Origin of the sequence: Janibacter cremeus (assembly GCF_029395675.1) — a bacterium.
Lineage (GTDB): Bacteria > Actinomycetota > Actinomycetes > Actinomycetales > Dermatophilaceae > Janibacter > Janibacter cremeus_A.
In genome coordinates, this window is the sequence record NZ_CP115184.1 from 1,013,334 (window position 1) to 1,028,912 (window position 15,579).

The window sequence follows — 15,579 nt, forward strand, 5'->3', positions numbered from 1 at the left end:
ACACCTCGGCCTGAGCCGCCGGCGCAGCCGCGTCACGAGGCGACCAGGACTGCCAGACAGTCCAGGTCCTTGGTCATCGCCGACCTCATCGCCCTGACCATCATCGGGGCAGCCACCTTGGAAAAGCCCCGCGGCTCGCCCTGGTTGCGAAGCGTCATCAGGGTTCCACCGTCCGAAGGCTCCCACGTGTAGGTGGTCTCCATCGGGAACGGACCGTCCGCGGTGCGCATGACCATTCGCCGACCGGGCTCGAGCTCCACGATCTCGTAGGTGTAGGCGAGCCGACGGCCGAGGAACTGCGCCTGGAAGTCCATCCGGGACCCCACTCGTGCCGGGGGAGTGGTCCGCCACCTCACGGCGTGGATGTTGGCATACCACTCGGGCGCCCGGGCGGGGTCGCCCGCCACGGCGGCCACGTCCTCGACCGCAGCCGGGATGTGGGCACTGACCGCGACATCAACTCTCATGCGCTGATTCTGGCCCGTCGTGACACGCATCCGGGGTCAGTGGGGAGACACGGCCTGATGGACCGGGTAGTTTTGGGACGGAAGGGTGTGATCCAGTTGACATTCGAGATCCGTGACCTCGACGACGGCGTCCGGAGTCGACTGTCGGAACTCGCGAGCAGGCACGGCCGCACGATGGAGGCCGAGGCAGCCGAGATCCTCACGGCGGCGACGCGCGGCGAGCTCCGCGACGGCCCGTCCGTGATGGGGCTCTACACCTCGGCGCGGCGCATCGTCTCCAAGGAGGCACTGGCCCCGCCGACGCAGGTCGACTTCACGCCCGACGGATTCTGATCCGCCGGAGAGACGGCACGGCCAGCGGACTGCTGATCGTGAACCGTGGGGCGGCGAAGCACCACGAACTGGGCGAGCACGTCAAGGCGGCCCACCACGCCCACGTCGCGCGTGGGCACTTCCTCAACGCGCAGGGCTACGCCCACGACGCAGCCAAGGCACACGCAGAGCAGTTCTCGGCGGAGGTCATGAACGAGCACCCGGTCTCGGGCGCCGGCTCCTGAGGAACCGACCCCGAGCCGGGGCTCCTGGTCAGGCAAACCTCTTGATCCGCGCCAGCATTGGCACGCTGGGGAACCGCGCATCGTCGACGAACCCGAGCAACATCTTGAGATAGGCGGGCTCTTCCTTCTCCGTCAGCAGCTCCTCGATCATGTCCAACTGCGTGTTGGAGGGATAGGTCGAATCCTGCACGTGCGCCATCAGGGACTTGAGAAGCTCGACTCGTACGTCGAAGCCCTGTGAGTCCTGGTCGGTGCTGCTCCTGGCCATGTCAGCCTCTCTTCGTTTCGCCGATAATCCACATTATGTCAAAACTGGGTGGTCTCACCCCACTCGCAGAGTCTCCCCCGAATCACCCCGTCTGTCTCCCCCCAGCACCCGTCAGTCGTCCCGGGCCTGGTCGGTCTTCCTGCGATTCGCCTTCTTGATCGCCTCGATGAGCTCGTCCTTGTCCATGTCGGACCGGCCCTCGATGTCCAGCTCCTGGGCGATGTCGTACAGGTGTTCCTTCGTGGCGTTCGCGTCGACGCCCTCGGCGGTCTCCCTGTCGGTGTCGCGCCCGCCCGCGGCCTGCTCGTCAGAGGGTCCCTTGTGGTCCTTGGGCTCCCAGTGGTCACCGACCTTCTCGTGGGTGTGCTTCAGAGCCGCGTAGGCCGTCTGGTGGGCGCGCTGCCCGTCGCCGTACTCCTCGACCGCCGAGTCGTGGGCCTTGGCGAAGGTCTCCTTGGCCTTCTCGTCCGACCGCTGGATGGTGCTGGGCAGCTCGTCCTCGATGACCTTGCCGTTCTTCGTCATGGGCATGACTACTCTCCCTTCGTCCGGTACGCACTCCTCCCCTACCCGTGACGAGAGTTTCTACGCACCCCCTCCGGCACGGCGTGCGAAGGCGGTAGCGTCGCCACCGTGGCGCGCTACTACATCGGCACCTCCGGGTGGCGCTATGCGGGCTGGCGCGGGGACTTCTACCCCACAGGTCTCCCCCAGCGCCGTGAGCTCCCCCACGCCGCCGAGCAGCTCCCTTCGCTGGAGATCAACGGCTCGTTCTACTCGCTGCAGCGCCCGACCTCGTACGCCAGGTGGCGGGACGAGACCCCCGACGACTTCTGCTTCGCGGTCAAGGGAGGCCGCTTCATCACGCACATGAAGCGGTTGCGGGATGTCGAGTCGCCGCTGGCCAACTTCTTCGCCTCCGGGGTGCTCGGGCTGGGCGAGAAGCTCGGCCCGATCCTGTGGCAGCTGCCCGAGCGGCTCGCCTACGACGAGGCGCTGCTGACCACCTTCTTCGACCTCCTCCCGCGCACCATCGGGCAGACGGTCGACCTCGCGGCGCGCCACGACGGCAAGCTGCGGGAGGATCGGGTGCTCGGCCGGCCCGCCCCGCACGTCCCCATCGACCAACCGGTCCGCCACGCACTCGAGCCGAGGCACCCGAGCTTCGACTCCCCCGAGGCCCGGGAGCTGATGCGTCGCCATGGCATCTGCATGGTCGTCGCGGACAGCGCCGGTCGATGGCCACGGATGGGCGACTCGACCGCCGACTTCCACTACGTGCGCCTGCACGGCGACACGGAGCTGTACACCAGCGGCTACTCCTCCGAGGCCCTCGATACGTGGGCGGACCGGTGCCGCACGTGGGCGGCCGAGGGAGCCGACGTCCACGTCTACTTCGACAACGACGCCAAGGGCCACGCCCCGCACGACGCAGTGGCCCTGCTGGAGCGGTTGCGTGCGTCGCCCTGAGCGGAACGGTCCGCCACCGGGCCCGTCGGGGTGTCCTACCTTGTCGGTGTGACCGAGACGCAGATCAGGACCGTGGCCGTCGTGGGCGCGGGCGCCATGGGAGCCATGTACGCCGCGCACTTCGTCGAAGGGGGCATGGAGACCGCACTCGTCGCATCCGGCGACCGGGCCGCCAGGCTGCGTCGCGACCCGATCGACGTCAACGGTGAACCACTGCGGGCACGGATCGTCGAGCCGGGGGTGGACGACTTCCGTGCCGACCTCGTCGTCGTCGCTGTGAAGCACCACGACCTGGCCGCCGCGCTCGACGACGTCGCCCCCTTCGTCGGACCCGGGACCACCTTCGTCTCCGTGCTCAACGGGCTCGACAGCGAGATGACGATCGCCGAGCGGTTCGGCAGCGACGGGGTCCTGCTGTGCATCGCCCTCGGTATGGCGGCCGGACGCGAGGGATCCGAAGTCACCTACCTCTCCCCCGGCCACCTCGTGATCGGGACGACACCCGGGCTGGCCGCCACCGAGCGGGTGCACGCGGTGGGTGCCGCCCTCGACGCTGCTGGTCTCGAGTGGCAGACCCCCGCGGACATGCGCCACGAGATGTGGTGGAAGTTCATGGTCAACACCGCCATCAACCAGGCCTCGGCGGTCCTGCGCAGGCCGTACGCGGCATTCATCGACGAGGGTCCGGCCCGCTCCCTCATGCTCGCCCTGGCCCACGAGGTCATCGCGGTATCCGGGGCGGAGGGAGTGGGCCTCGGTGACGCCGACCTGGCCCGCTGGGACAGCGTCCTGAGGGGACTCCCCGGTGACGGGCAGACGTCGATGCTCCAGGACGTGGTGGCCGGTCGTCGCACCGAGGTCGCCCTCTTCGCCGACCGGGTGGTCGCGCTCGGTCAGCAGCACGGCATCCCGACCCCGTACAACCAGATGACCTCCTGGATCCTCGCGGCCCGCTGACCTGACCTCAGCGTCGGTCGCGCACGAGCCGGCGCACCTCGACCTCGTACCGGCTGGCCGGACCACCGGGGGTGCGGAAGAACCGTCGACGCAGGGCCCCCTCGACCCGCGCTCGGTCACCGTCGACGAAGCGCGCCGCAGCCCGTCGTGCGACCGCCGTCCAGCAGGCGCAATCGATGGTGTCGACCGGACCGCCGGCGTCCCTGGTGACGACGAGCCGGAGCGTCACCAGCTCGTCACCGCTCGGCAGCTCCCGCGTGGTGGGCGCACCGCTGATCCGTCCGGTCAGCTCGATGTGGTTGATCTCGTCGACGTCGTGGATCGTCGTGCCTCGGGCCATGCCACTCCCCCGCTCTCGGTTGCTCGTCAATCTCCAGAATCGTTGTCCCGCAACGCGTGCGGGAAGCAGTTCGACAAGCTGTGGATGCCGGCGCGATGAGCTGTACGGCTGTGGACGCCCGGCCCAACTGGCGAGACACGAATTGACCGGCGAGCGGTTGGGGGCTTCTACTGGGAGCACCCATCCAGAGCGGCCGAGAGATCTGGCTCGACGACGCCGCAGCAACCACCCTCCGGGGCAGGTGCTCACGCCAGGATCGATGGAGGATCGATGCACCACTCCGTGTCCGCTGTGACCACTCCACTGCGCCCTGCCCTCGAGCAGGAGTTCTTCAGCCGCCGCATCGTCGACCTCATGCGTCGGGGCGTCAGCGCCTGTCGCGCCATCTGACGACGGCCGCCGCCGCTCCCCCCGAGCCTTCTCGCCCGGGGCGAGGAGCCCCCTTCGTCATGACGTGGCCCGGCCACGCGCGATCACGCCTGCACTCACCCACACCTCCTGAGGAGGAACCATGAGCACTCCCCTCGTCGACGTCCTCGAACCACTCGACCTGCGTGATGTCTTCCGTGGCGCCGCCGCGAGCACCTGGGTCGTCACCGGCAGCTCGAGCGCCGGACACGTCGGCTTCACCGCCATCTCGATCGTCTCGGTCTCGGTCGACCCACCGCTCGTCAGCTTCAACATCTCCAAGACGTCGAGCTCCCTGGCGACCATCAGCCGGTCCCGCAGGGCTGCGCTCCACCTCTTGTCGGACGAGCAGCATTCCGTCGCAAGCAGGTTCGCCGGCCACCGGGACCGCCGCTTCGTCGAGGACGGCACCTGGTCCGTGGACGAGGGAGGTCTCCCACTCATCCACGGAGGCGCAGCGCGCCTCGTCACCGAGATCGTCGACCTCGTCGACGTGGGCGACAGCTTCATCGCCGTCGCGCGAGTCGACACCGCCGACATCACCGGACGCCCGCCACTCGTGCACCACGCCGGTGGCTACCACCCCCTGACCGCCCTCACCACGACCCCGAACGGAGCCTGACCGTGGCCTTCCCCGACCCCCTGAACTTCGCCTACTGGGTGCCCAACGTCTCCGGCGGCCTCGTCGTCTCCGACATCGAGCAGCGCACCGACCACTCCCCCGAGTACAACCGCGACGTCGCCCGTACCGCCGAGCAGGTCGGCTTCGACTACGCCCTGACCCAGGTGCGCTACCTCGCGTCCTACGGCGCCGATGCCCAGCACGAGTCGGTGTCCTTCTCACTCGACCTCCTCGCCGCGACGGAGCGGCTGAAGGTCATCGCCGCCGTGCACCCCGGTCAGTGGCCGGCGCACATCCTCGCCAAGCTCGCCGCCACGGCGCAGACCACGAGCGGGAACCGACTGGCGCTCAACGTCGTCTCCGGCTGGTTCAAGAAGGAGTACACCGAGCTCGGTCTCGACTGGCTCGACCACGAGGAGCGTTATCGCCGCGCGGAGGAGTTCATCGAGGTCCTGCGGGGGCTGTGGGACCAGGAGGGCTTCACCTACCGCGGTGACTTCTACCGCACGCGGGACGTCACCTTCCGGCCACAGCCGCAGACCGATCCCGAGATCTTCCAGGGCGGCAACTCCACCTCGGCCCAGGCCATGGCCGGCCGGCTGTCCGACTGGTACCTCATGAACGGCCAGACGATCGAGGGCGCAGCCGAGCAGGTCGCGGCCGTGCGCGAGCAGGCCGCCAAGCACGGGCGACGGGTCCGCTTCGGGCTCAACGGGTTCGCAGTCGTCCGTGACACCGAGGCAGAGGCCGTGGCCGTCGTGGACGAGATCATCGCCAGGGCCGACGTCGACAAGGTCAACGACTTCGGCGAGGCCGTGAAGCAGGCGGGCAGTGCCACGGCCGACAAGAAGGGCATGTGGGCCGACAGCGAGTTCAAGGACCTCGTCCAGTACAACGACGGGTTCCGCACCGGCCTCATCGGCACTCCCGAGCAGGTTGCCGAGCGGATCATCGAGTACAAGAAGGTCGGCATCGACCTCGTCCTCACGGGGTTCCTCCACGTCCGGGAGGACGTCGAGAGGTTCGGCAGACAGGTCATCCCGATCGTGCGCGAGCTCGAGACGGACCTGACCGAGGAGCTGCGCTCCACCGATGAGCTCGTCGGAGCGTCCCGATGAGCGACGCGAGGGCGCTGCCCACGGCGGAGGAGCTGAGGGCCCTGCAGAAGCCGCTGAAGCAGCTCTACCGGGACGAGCCGGAGCAGGCACTCGTGACCAGCTCGGCCTCCGTGCACCTCGCCGACGACGGCATCGCGGCCGTCATCGACGGAGCCGGTGGGCGTTCCCGTGCGGGGTTGCACCCGGTGGCCGGTGGTGACGGCAGCGAGGCCTGCTCCGCGGACATCCTGCTCGAGGCACTCGCCGCCTGCGCGGGGGTGACCCTGCGCTCCGTGGCCACCGCGATGCGCGTGACCCTGCGCTCGGGCACGATCCGGGCAATCGGCACCTGGGACGGGCGCGGCACCCTCGGCGTCGACAGGGAGGCACCGGTCGGCCTCACCGGCGTGCGCCTCGAGTTCGCGCTCGACACGGACGCCGACGAGGCGACGACCGCGAAGCTGCTCGACCTCACCGAGCAGTACTGCGTCATCGCCCAGACACTGCACGCGCCGCCGCCTCTCGAGGTCGTGCTGGTCCGGGAGTGACATCATTGGCGGGATGAGCGAGCTCCGCGTCCCTCCCGGGCCGGGGATCCCCGACGGCGTGGTGGTCCCCGGCGCCGAGCTGTCCGAGCAGTTCAGCCGTGCCGGGGGCCCCGGCGGCCAGGGCGTCAACACGACCGACTCCCGGGTCCAGCTCTCCCTGGACGTGGGCACGACGAGCGCGTTGACCGCTCGCCAAAGCGACCGCGCCCTGGCACGCCTGTCCGGTCGCCTCGTCGGCACGGTGCTGACCATCGATGCCGCAGAGCACCGTTCCCAGCGACGCAACCGCGCCGCGGCCCGCGAGCGGATGGCAGACCTTCTCCGGGAGGCACTGGCCCCTCCTCCCCCACCGCGCCGGCCCACCAAGCGCACCCGCGGGTCCCAGCGACGCCGACTCGACGCCAAGCGGCGGCGCTCGGACCTGAAGAAGCAGCGAGGGCGCCCCGGTCAGGAGTAGGCCAGTGACAACGCCCGCGCAGCGCAGGAGGATGGAGGCATGAGGATCGCCGTCGCCGGAGGAACGGGCGTCGTCGGGCGCCACGTCGTCTGGACGGTGCGTGGCCGTGGCCACGACGCGGTCGTCCTGGCCCGCTCCACGGGAACCGACCTGCATGCCGGCGTCGGCATCGATGAGCGGCTGACCGGGGTGGAGGCCGTCATCGACGCCACCTCCGTGCAGACCGTCTCGGCACGCGCATCCGTCGACTTCTTCCGCACCGTGACCCAGCACCTCGTCACCGCCGGTCGTCGTTGCGGCATCCGCCACCACGTGGCGGTGTCGATCATCGGCGCCCGGGAGGCCCCCTTCGGCTACTACGCCGGCAAGCAGGCCCAGGAGGACCTCGTCCTCGCCCAGCCCAACGGCACCGTCGTGCGCGCGGCCCAGTTCCACGACTTCGCGCAGCAGGTGATGGCCCGGACCAGGATCGGGCCGGTCTTCGCCATCCCCGTCATGCGCTCCCAGCCGGTCGCGACCGCCGAGGTAGCCGGCCTGCTCGTTGACGTGGCGGAGCAGGCACCGCAGGGGGACGGTCCCGAGATCGCCGGTCCGCAGGAGTTGCGGGTGGCGGACATGGCCCGGCGGGTGCTGCAGCATGAAGGGAGTCGCGCCCGCGTCATCGAGGTCCCCTTCCCCGGTTCCTTCGGTCGAGCGATGCGGGACGGCACGCTGGTGGCGCGTCCCGGGACACGACTGGGCCGACAGACCTTCGACGAGTGGTTGGGGCAGCAGGCACGCTGACCCGGGCGATAGGTTGCCGACATGGATGCCGACGCCAGTACCTCCACCCGCATCGCCGTGCTCATCGACTGCGACAACGTCTCCAGCAAGCACACCTCCGCCGTGCTGGAGGAGCTGGCCAAGTACGGCACGCCCACGGTCAAGCGGGCCTACGGGGACTGGACCACCACCCAGCTCGGGGGGTGGAAGGGCGAGCTGCAGCGCAACGCGATCCAGCCCGTGCAGCAGTTCGCGTACACCGTGGGGAAGAACTCGACCGACTCCGCGTTGATCATCGACGCGATGGACCTGCTGTGGCAGGGCCACGTGGAAGCCTTCGCCCTCGTCTCCTCCGACTCCGACTTCACCCGTCTGGCCACCCGTCTGCGCGAGTCCGGGAAACGCGTGTACGGACTCGGGATGCGCAAGACGCCAGAGTCCCTTCGCCGTGCCGTCGACCAGTTCATCTACCTCGAGCTGCTGCAGGACCAGTCCCGCGACGAGGCCGACGGCGAGGACGAAGGGACCTCCACGACCCCCAGCGGTGACCACGAGGCCCCGGGGACGGCGATCAACCTCCAGTCGGCGCTGACCAAGGCGATCAACGCCACGTCGGGGGACGACGGCTGGAGCACCCTGGGGACGCTCGGACAGCACCTCTCCCGCGCGCACGCGGACTTCGACCCCCGCGCCTTCGGCCACCAGAAGCTGTCCACCCTCGTCGAGGAGCAGCCGTACCTCGAGACGAGCAGCAAGGCGTCCACGATCCGGGTGAGGCTGCGGACACGCAGGAGCGGCAACGGCAAGTCCGCGAAGGCGTCCACGTCGGGGAAGACCCCTACCGGGAAGAGCGCCGCGAAGAAGACGACGGCGAGGAAGAGCGCCCCCGGGACCTCGACGAAGGCCTGACCGGTGCGCGCTGGTCACCCCCTTCCGCAGTAGGAGATGCCGCTCTAGACTACTCGCTGGTTCACTGCCCTCGAGGAGACTCCATGCCCCAGCTCCGGCGACGTCCGAACGGCACCGTTCGGACAGTGGTCGCCCTGTGCCTGTCCGCAGGCATTGCATTCGCACCCCCTGCTGCGGCGATTCCGACCGACGACCCGCCCCCCACCACGGCGTGGAGCGCCGACGGCGATCCCGGCGAGGGCGACCACGCAGCGCCGCTGAGCGAGGAGGGCCTCGATGAGCAGGTTGCCGAGGCGGAGCGCCTCGCCGCGAAGCTGGCCGAGGACAACAAGGAGATCGCCGAGGCGGTCGCGGGCCTGAAGGAGTACTCGGAGCGCGTCAACACCCTGCTGCAGCGCCAGGCGGAGGCCCGCGAGAAGTACGAGCAGGCCAAGCGTGACGTGGACGAGGCGCAGCAGCAGCTCGAGCAGTTCCAGCAGCGGCTCGCCGACGGCGAGGCAGATCTGCGGGACTGGGCCTTCGACACCTACACGCAGTCGGGTGGCTACAGCGACACGTGGACGCTCATCGAGTCGCTCACGCAGAAGTCGGGCGGCAACAGCGCCGGCGATCTGAGGTTCCTCACCGACGAACGGATCCGCGCCGTCGACGTGGTTCAGCAGGAGACCGACATCCAGGCCGCGCTGACCGAGAAGAAGGAATCGGCCGTCAGGGCGGCCTCCCAGGCCAAGAACGAGGCCACCCGGGCCAAGGAGGACGCCGACGAGGTTCTCGCGGAGCGCAAGACCTCCCTGGACGCCCTGCGGGAGAAGCACGCCGAGGACCTGGCGGAGGCCGGTCCCGTCATCACCGCGCTCATCGGCCTGCCCGACGAGGCCGCACAGGGCGCCAGCGACGAGCTGGCCGAGACGCTCCAGGACCTGGGGCAGGACGTCTCGGAGTTCGAGGACGCCGAGCCCTGCTCCACGAACACGCAGACCTACGCCAACGGCCAGATCCCGCCGGACGCGCTGTGCCCACTCCTCGGGGCCCCGGGCGAGTCACTGCGGCCCGGTGCCGCCGCCGCCTTCAACGCGATGAGCCTGGCCTACCAGCGCGACACCGGACACCTGCTGTGCGTCACCGACAGCTACCGCTCGTACGCGAACCAGGTGGTCACCAAGGCCTCTCGCGGTGGCTGGGCCGCGGCCCCCGGCACGAGCAACCACGGCGTCGGTGTGGCCCTCGACCTGTGCGGTGGCGTCAACAGCTTCGGCCACCCTGCGCACCTGTGGATGCAGCAGAACGCCCCGCTGTACGGCTGGTTCCACCCCTCGTGGGCGGCCGCCGGTGGCGCCCTCCCGGAGCCGTGGCACTGGGAGTTCTCGGGCTGAGCCGTTCGGTCAGTCGTTGCCCGTCCCCGGTCCGGCCGGAGCCTTCACCGGCAGCAGCACGACCAGGCCCGCCAGGAGCACCAACGCGATGCCCAGGATGCCCCAGTACTGCGTGTTGTCCTGACCGGTGATCACCGCGCCCAGCCAGATGAAGAGTCCGAAGGCGGCCGGCGAGAGGAACGAGACGACGCGGCCTGTCGTGGCGTACAGGCCGAAGATCTCGCCGCTGTGGCCGTCCGGGATCACCCGGGCGAGGAAGCTGCGCGAGGCGGCCTGGGCCGGCCCGACGAAGGCCGTCATCGCCAGCCCGAGGGTCCAGAAGACGGTCGTCCCGCCGTCGTGGAGGAGGAACACACCCATCCCCAGGACGACCAGGGCGGTCAGGGAGATGACGATGACCTGCTTGGGACCCAACCGGTCGTCGAGGAGGCCGAAGGCCATGGTGCTCACCCCGGCGAGGATGTTGGCCGCGGCGCCGAAGATGATGACGTCGCCGGCGGAGAGGCCGAAGGTGCCGGCCGCCAGGACCGCCCCGAAGGCGAAGACGCCGGCGAGCCCGTCCCGGAAGAGCGCCGAGGCCCCGAGGAAGTAGACCGTGTGCCTCGAGCTGGCCCACAGCCCTCGGAGCGACCCCCACACGAGCTTGTAGGAGTCGATGATCCCGATGCGGGGCACCCGCTCGCGAGGTGTGTCCTTGAGCACCGTGAAGGTCGGGATGGTGAAGAGCAGGATCCACAGCCCGCAGACGAGCATCGAGACCCGGATGTCCATGGCCCCGTCGTCGGTGACGCCGAAGAGCCCGACCTCCGGCTGGATGAGGACGAAGAAGATGAGGAGCAGGACGAGGATCCCGCCGAGGTACCCCATCCCCCAGCCGAAACCGGACACCCGGCCGACGTTGCGCGGTGAGGCGACCTGCTCGATCGAGGCGTTGTAGTTCACGCCGGCGATCTCCGAGATGATCGACCCCGCGCCCAGGAGCACCAGTCCGAGGACCAGGAACGACGGGTCGGGCTCGACGAGGAAGAGCGAGGCCGACAGCGCGGCCAGGACCCAGGTCTGGATCCGTAGGTTGCGCACGGTGCGGCCCGAGCGATCCGAGTTCTGCCCCAGCACGGGCGCCAGCACGGCCACGAGCAGCCCGGAGAGCGCCGTCGCGACCGCCAGCGCCGTCGAGGTGGTGTTGGTGCTCCCGAAGCTCTCGCTCGTGAGGTAGACGGAGAAGACGAAGGTGGTGATGACCGTGTTGAACGGCTGCGCTCCCCAGTCCCACATCGCCCAGGCGACGATGCGTCCCTTGCCCCCGTGGTCCTTGGCGCGCAGGGCTGTCCGGGGCTCGGCTGCCCGAGGTGTCGAGGCGGTCACGACCCGAGAGTAACCCGGGACGGTCGGTCGATGTGCGTCGCAGCGGTGGTTCGCGCTATCCTGTGGGGTCGCTCCATCGGCCAGCCAGGACTGGCCGCAGCCCGGACCGTTCCGGGTCGGGAGGAGACGGACCTCACCACCGCAATGACGCGTCGTGTGGAACATCCGGTGCCCACCGGGCGTTGACACACACGTGAAGGTCCGCGCTGCAGGGGCGTGTGAACATCGCGAGAGACACCAGGAGACTTGCAAACATGGCAGAGCGCACGCTGCGCGGCACGCGCATGGTCAGCTTCAGCATGGAGACGACGGACAACGTCGTCCCGAGTGACCGTCAGATCACGGCCTACGTCTGTGAGGACGGCCACCGCACCGAGCTGCCGTTCTCCGTCGAGGCCGACATCCCGGGCACCTGGGAGTGCCGCTGCGGCAAGCTCGGCAAGCTGGTCGACGGTCCGGAGCCGGAGATGAAGCCCGCCAAGCACGTCCGCACCCACTGGGACATGCTGCTCGAGCGCCGCTCCGTCCCCGAGCTCGAGGAGCTCCTCGAGGAGCGTCTGGCGCTGCTGCGCGCCAAGCGTGGCGAGAAGCCGCGCAAGCGCAGCGCCTGATCTCCCCCACCCCATGACGAAGGGGGCTGCCCGCCAGCACGGTGGGCAGCCCCCTTCGCTCGTCCCGGGACCTACTCGTCGTCGATGATCTCGCCCTCGACGACGTCCTCGTCCCCCGTGCGCCGCGTGCGGCGGACGCGCACCTCTCCCCCGACGCCGGCGGCCAGCAGTCGCCGGGCGACGACGACCTCGAGGCCGATGCGGGCGACGGGGCGGGTGAAGGGCAGGATGGCGAGCAGGCCGACGACACCGGTGACGAGCCCGGGTACCAGGAGCAGCGCTCCCCCGGAGACGACGAGGACGGCATCGGCGATCTCGCGACTGGGCATCGTGCCCGAGCGCAGGGCCTGCTCCAGCGCCCGCCAGGTCCGCCGTCCCTCCCGGCGCACGAGGAGGGCACCGAGGGTGGAGAAGGTGAGCACGGCGACGATGGTCGGGAAGACGCCGACGAGCCGGGCGGCACCGACGAAGACCGCGATCTCGAGGATCACGACGAGGACGATGACGAGGGGGATCCAGCGGACCCTGCGTCGGCGGGGGCGGCGGTGGCCGGGTGGGAGGGTCACAGTCGGTGCCACCTCGGCTCGCGCTCCAGGAGTGAGCGGATCTGCGCCAGCCGGTGCCGTGCGCCCCAGATGGTGATCCGCGAGATCGACTCGCGCACGACGTCACCGTCCATCTTGGAGTCACCGATCTCCCGCTCAACGAAGGTGATCGGCACCTCGACGACGGTCAGGCCGGCCCGGACGGTGCGCACCGTCAGGTCGGTCTGGAAGCAGTAGCCCGCGCTCTCGACGTCGTCGAGCCCGATGGTGCGCAGGGTCTCGGCCCGGTACACGCGGTACCCCGCCGTCGCGTCGTTGACGGGCATCCCGAGGACGGCCTTGATGTAGACATTGCCGGCCACGCTGATCGCCTTGCGCTGCACCGGCCAGTTGACGACCGCGCCGCCGGGGACGTACCGCGAGCCGATGACCAGGTCGGCGTCCGCCGCCGCCTCGAGCATGACCGGCAGGTGCTCCGGGCGGTGCGATCCGTCCGCGTCCATCTCGACGATCGCGTCGTAGTCACGCTCCAGGGCCCAGCGGAACCCGGCGAGGTAGGCCGCGCCGAGCCCCTCCTTGGTCGCCCGGTGCAGGACGGCAACGTGCTCGTCGGCGGCGGCCAGCTCGTCGGCCACCACGCCGGTGCCGTCGGGCGAGTTGTCGTCGAGGACCAGCACATCCGCCTCGGGGACGACCCGGCGCACCCGCTCGACGATGACGGGCAGGTTCTCGCGCTCGTTGTACGTGGGCACGAGGACGGCGATCCGCTCGATCGGCGGGCGTGGCTCGGGGGGACGATCAGGCACCTGTGGTGACATCCTCGGTCTGCGGGGTGGAGGGGCGACGGTCTCCGAGCCTACCCGCGAGTCGCTTGCGCAGGCGAAGTGCACCGACCCCGACGACCAGGAGGCCGCTCGCCCACTCGACCCACGGTCCCAGGCGGTCGGAGACGGTCAGACCGCTGCGCAGCACGACGTCGTCGACCGGCTGGGCCGCGGTGAACAGCTCGGTCGTCGGCGTGGAGCTCCCGTCGGGGTTGACGAAGCCGGAGACGCCGACCGTGGACACGTGGGCCACGCTGCGGCCGTGCTCGATGGCCCGGATGCGGGAGATGGCGTACTGCTGCGTCGACTCCGCGGTGTGGCCGAAGGTCGCGTTGTTGGTCTGGACGACGAGCAGGCTCGGGTACCCCTGGTCCTCCCCGTGCCGCACGGCGTCCCGCATCAGCCCGTCGTAGGCGACCTCGAAGCAGATCGTGGGGATCGCGGAGAAGGTACCGCCCTCGCCCTCGATGCGGAAGGCGACGTCCTCCTCCCCCTTCGCGAAGCCGGCCCGGACGAGGTCGACCTTGTCGCTGAAGAGACGGTAGAACTCGCGGTGCGGCACGTACTCGGCGAAGGGCACCGGGTGCTGCTTGATGTACCGCTCCGGCTCACCACCGTCCGGCCGGTACAGCAGGGAGGCGTTGGACACCGCCGGCGACGGCTCGTCGAGGATCGCGCCGACGATCACCGGCGTGTCCACGGCGTCGACCGCGCGGTCGATCTGCGCCTTCGCGTCGGGATTGCGAAGGGGGTCGATGTCCGAGGCGTTCTCCGGCCAGATCACCAGGTCGAGGTCCTCGTGGGCCGCTGCCAGCTCCTCGGTCCCGGCCACGTGGTTGTCCAGGACCTGTCGACGCTCGGCGTTGAAGTCGAGGCCGGGGCGCGGGACATTGCCCTGCACGAGTCCCACGCGGGCGGTGCTGTCGCCGCTCGTGGGGACCGGGACGGCCCACGAGCCGAGCCCGACCACCAGGGCGAGGGCCAGGGCCACCACGGGCAGGCGGCGGGTGACGACGAGCAGCACCAGCGGCACCGCCACCAGCGCCACGACGAAGGTGATCAGCGGCGCGCCACCGATCGCGGCCCACCGCGCCAGCGGGGAGTCCGCCTGGCTGAAGGCGAGCCGGGCCCACGGGAAGCCGCCGTAGGGGACGGTCCCCCGCACCAGCTCCTGCAGCACCCACAGCACCGGGATGAGCAGCGCGGCGGGAAGCGCCCGGCCCGATCGGATCAGCGGACGCTGCAGCCACACGAGGACCGCACCCATGAGCGCCACGTACAGCGACTGGAAGGTCGCCAGGGCGAACCACGGGAAGGCCCCGACGTAGATCCCCGACCAGCTGAGGGTGGGGACGAAGCAGGCGAAGCCGGCCACGAAGCCCAGGAGGGCGCCGAGTCGGGCGCGCACGTCCCACATGGCCACGCCGAGGAGGACCACGCCGCCGATGGCCGCCACCGCGATGTCGTGATCCGGGAAGGACAGCCACAGCAGGAGTCCGGCGGCGAGAGCGAGGAGAAGGCGTGCGGGCAGGAGCAGGACGATCACTCCCACGGGGTCGTCAGCACGATGGTCGTGCGCGTGGAGACCCCTCCTGCCGTCCGCACCCTGGCCAGCAGCTCCTCGAGGTCCTGCGGCGTGCCGACCCGCACGCGCAGCATGTAGTTGGCGTCCCCGGCCACGGAGTAGCAGGCGTCGATCTGCTCGATGCCGCGCAAGCGGTCGGGGATGTCGTCGGGGTCGCGGGGGTCGAGCGGCGTCACGGAGACGAAGGCCGTCAGGGGCGTCCCGAGCGCGGTCGGGTCGACCACCGCGGCGTACCCGGAGATCACCCCACGCTCCTCGAGTCGCCGGACGCGCTGGTGCACCGCCGACGTGGACAGGCCGACGGCCTTGCCGAGGTCGGTGAAGCTCATCCGACCGTCCTGGCGCAGGAGATCGACGATGTGGCGGTCAGCGGCTTCCATGAACAAACCATATGCGACCCACGTATCGTCGAGA

The 15,579-nt window shown here is 70.0% G+C and carries 21 protein-coding genes and 1 riboswitch; of the genes, 12 read left to right on the plus strand and 9 right to left on the minus strand.

Annotated features, from left to right (window positions below):
• Nucleotides 1-32 precede the first annotated feature (32 nt).
• A complete protein-coding gene (locus tag O9K63_RS04640; RefSeq protein ID WP_277240992.1) occupies nucleotides 33-467 on the minus strand; it encodes an SRPBCC family protein in 435 nt (144 codons plus the stop codon).
• Between the two features lie 96 nt (nucleotides 468-563).
• On the opposite strand from O9K63_RS04640, the gene O9K63_RS04645 reads away from it, so the two are divergent.
• Both O9K63_RS04645 and O9K63_RS04650 read left to right on the plus strand, forming a co-directional pair.
• On the plus strand, nucleotides 564-800 hold the full coding sequence (locus tag O9K63_RS04645; RefSeq protein WP_277240993.1) for a FitA-like ribbon-helix-helix domain-containing protein: 237 nt from the start codon (nucleotides 564-566) through the stop codon (nucleotides 798-800).
• Between the two features lie 38 nt (nucleotides 801-838).
• The gene (locus tag O9K63_RS04650) at nucleotides 839-1,024 is read left to right on the plus strand and encodes a hypothetical protein (protein ID WP_277240994.1); all 186 of its coding nucleotides are present in this window, start codon (nucleotides 839-841) and stop codon (nucleotides 1,022-1,024) included.
• 28 nt (nucleotides 1,025-1,052) lie between these two features.
• Here the strand turns inward: O9K63_RS04650 and O9K63_RS04655 are convergent, their stop codons facing one another.
• Both O9K63_RS04655 and O9K63_RS04660 read right to left on the minus strand, forming a co-directional pair.
• Nucleotides 1,053-1,292 (minus strand): hypothetical protein, encoded by a 240-nt coding sequence (locus tag O9K63_RS04655; RefSeq protein ID WP_277240995.1) that lies wholly within the window; start codon nucleotides 1,290-1,292, stop codon nucleotides 1,053-1,055.
• Nucleotides 1,293-1,403: 111 nt separating this feature from the next.
• Nucleotides 1,404-1,823, minus strand: a complete 420-nt coding sequence (locus tag O9K63_RS04660) for a ChaB family protein (RefSeq protein WP_277240997.1) — start codon at nucleotides 1,821-1,823, stop codon at nucleotides 1,404-1,406.
• Nucleotides 1,824-1,925: 102 nt separating this feature from the next.
• Here O9K63_RS04660 and O9K63_RS04665 point away from each other — a divergent pair, with 102 nt between their 5' ends.
• Together O9K63_RS04665 and O9K63_RS04670 are read left to right on the plus strand one after the other, a co-directional pair.
• Entirely contained in the window at nucleotides 1,926-2,762 is an 837-nt protein-coding gene (locus O9K63_RS04665) for a DUF72 domain-containing protein (RefSeq protein ID WP_277240999.1), read from the plus strand.
• 48 nt (nucleotides 2,763-2,810) lie between these two features.
• Nucleotides 2,811-3,719 (plus strand): ketopantoate reductase family protein, encoded by a 909-nt coding sequence (locus O9K63_RS04670; protein ID WP_277241001.1) that lies wholly within the window; start codon nucleotides 2,811-2,813, stop codon nucleotides 3,717-3,719.
• 7 nt (nucleotides 3,720-3,726) lie between these two features.
• On the opposite strand, the gene O9K63_RS04675 is transcribed toward O9K63_RS04670, so the two are convergent.
• Nucleotides 3,727-4,059, minus strand: a complete 333-nt coding sequence (locus O9K63_RS04675) for a single-stranded DNA-binding protein (RefSeq protein ID WP_277241003.1) — start codon at nucleotides 4,057-4,059, stop codon at nucleotides 3,727-3,729.
• A gap of 177 nt (nucleotides 4,060-4,236) precedes the next feature.
• Nucleotides 4,237-4,325: riboswitch (SAM riboswitch) on the plus strand.
• A 245-nt stretch (nucleotides 4,326-4,570) separates the two neighbouring features.
• Between O9K63_RS04675 and O9K63_RS04680 the strand changes: the two genes are divergently transcribed.
• The 7 genes from O9K63_RS04680 to O9K63_RS04710 all read left to right on the plus strand — a co-directional run bounded on the left by O9K63_RS04680 (nucleotide 4,571) and on the right by O9K63_RS04710 (nucleotide 10,235).
• The gene (locus O9K63_RS04680; RefSeq protein ID WP_277241005.1) at nucleotides 4,571-5,089 is read left to right on the plus strand and encodes a flavin reductase family protein; all 519 of its coding nucleotides are present in this window, start codon (nucleotides 4,571-4,573) and stop codon (nucleotides 5,087-5,089) included.
• Nucleotides 5,090-5,091: 2 nt separating this feature from the next.
• Nucleotides 5,092-6,207, plus strand: coding sequence for a dimethylsulfone monooxygenase SfnG (sfnG, locus tag O9K63_RS04685; RefSeq protein ID WP_277241007.1), 1,116 nt, complete (start codon nucleotides 5,092-5,094; stop codon nucleotides 6,205-6,207).
• On the plus strand, nucleotides 6,204-6,734 hold the full coding sequence (locus O9K63_RS04690) for an OsmC family protein (protein ID WP_277241008.1): 531 nt from the start codon (nucleotides 6,204-6,206) through the stop codon (nucleotides 6,732-6,734). Before sfnG ends, O9K63_RS04690 begins: the two co-directional genes overlap by 4 nt.
• Before the next feature lie 13 nt (nucleotides 6,735-6,747).
• Complete coding sequence (gene arfB, locus O9K63_RS04695) at nucleotides 6,748-7,191, plus strand: alternative ribosome rescue aminoacyl-tRNA hydrolase ArfB (protein ID WP_277241010.1); 444 nt, start codon at nucleotides 6,748-6,750, stop codon at nucleotides 7,189-7,191.
• A gap of 39 nt (nucleotides 7,192-7,230) precedes the next feature.
• Nucleotides 7,231-7,974: an SDR family oxidoreductase gene (locus O9K63_RS04700; protein ID WP_277241012.1), complete on the plus strand. Its 744-nt coding sequence runs from the start codon at nucleotides 7,231-7,233 to the stop codon at nucleotides 7,972-7,974.
• 21 nt (nucleotides 7,975-7,995) lie between these two features.
• Nucleotides 7,996-8,862 carry an NYN domain-containing protein gene (locus O9K63_RS04705; protein WP_277241015.1) on the plus strand — a complete coding sequence of 289 codons (867 nt, stop codon included), beginning with the start codon at nucleotides 7,996-7,998 and terminating at the stop codon, nucleotides 8,860-8,862.
• Between the two features lie 83 nt (nucleotides 8,863-8,945).
• Nucleotides 8,946-10,235: a D-alanyl-D-alanine carboxypeptidase family protein gene (locus O9K63_RS04710; RefSeq protein ID WP_277241017.1), complete on the plus strand. Its 1,290-nt coding sequence runs from the start codon at nucleotides 8,946-8,948 to the stop codon at nucleotides 10,233-10,235.
• Between the two features lie 9 nt (nucleotides 10,236-10,244).
• On the opposite strand, the gene O9K63_RS04715 is transcribed toward O9K63_RS04710, so the two are convergent.
• Nucleotides 10,245-11,600: an MFS transporter gene (locus O9K63_RS04715; RefSeq protein WP_277241019.1), complete on the minus strand. Its 1,356-nt coding sequence runs from the start codon at nucleotides 11,598-11,600 to the stop codon at nucleotides 10,245-10,247.
• 254 nt (nucleotides 11,601-11,854) lie between these two features.
• On the opposite strand from O9K63_RS04715, the gene O9K63_RS04720 reads away from it, so the two are divergent.
• Nucleotides 11,855-12,211 (plus strand): RNA polymerase-binding protein RbpA, encoded by a 357-nt coding sequence (locus O9K63_RS04720; RefSeq protein WP_277241021.1) that lies wholly within the window; start codon nucleotides 11,855-11,857, stop codon nucleotides 12,209-12,211.
• Nucleotides 12,212-12,282: 71 nt separating this feature from the next.
• Here the strand turns inward: O9K63_RS04720 and O9K63_RS04725 are convergent, their stop codons facing one another.
• Genes O9K63_RS04725 through O9K63_RS04740 form a run of 4 tightly spaced genes read right to left on the minus strand, consistent with a single transcriptional unit; the run spans nucleotide 12,283 to nucleotide 15,545 of the window.
• On the minus strand, nucleotides 12,283-12,777 hold the full coding sequence (locus O9K63_RS04725) for an FxsA family protein (RefSeq protein WP_277241022.1): 495 nt from the start codon (nucleotides 12,775-12,777) through the stop codon (nucleotides 12,283-12,285).
• A complete protein-coding gene (locus O9K63_RS04730; protein ID WP_277241024.1) occupies nucleotides 12,774-13,574 on the minus strand; it encodes a polyprenol monophosphomannose synthase in 801 nt (266 codons plus the stop codon). Before O9K63_RS04730 ends, O9K63_RS04725 begins: the two co-directional genes overlap by 4 nt.
• Nucleotides 13,555-15,132: an apolipoprotein N-acyltransferase gene (gene lnt, locus O9K63_RS04735; RefSeq protein WP_277241026.1), complete on the minus strand. Its 1,578-nt coding sequence runs from the start codon at nucleotides 15,130-15,132 to the stop codon at nucleotides 13,555-13,557. Before lnt ends, O9K63_RS04730 begins: the two co-directional genes overlap by 20 nt.
• Entirely contained in the window at nucleotides 15,123-15,545 is a 423-nt protein-coding gene (locus tag O9K63_RS04740; protein WP_277241028.1) for an Lrp/AsnC family transcriptional regulator, read from the minus strand. The genes lnt and O9K63_RS04740 overlap by 10 nt, the downstream gene beginning before the upstream one ends.
• Nucleotides 15,546-15,579: the final 34 nt, after the last annotated feature.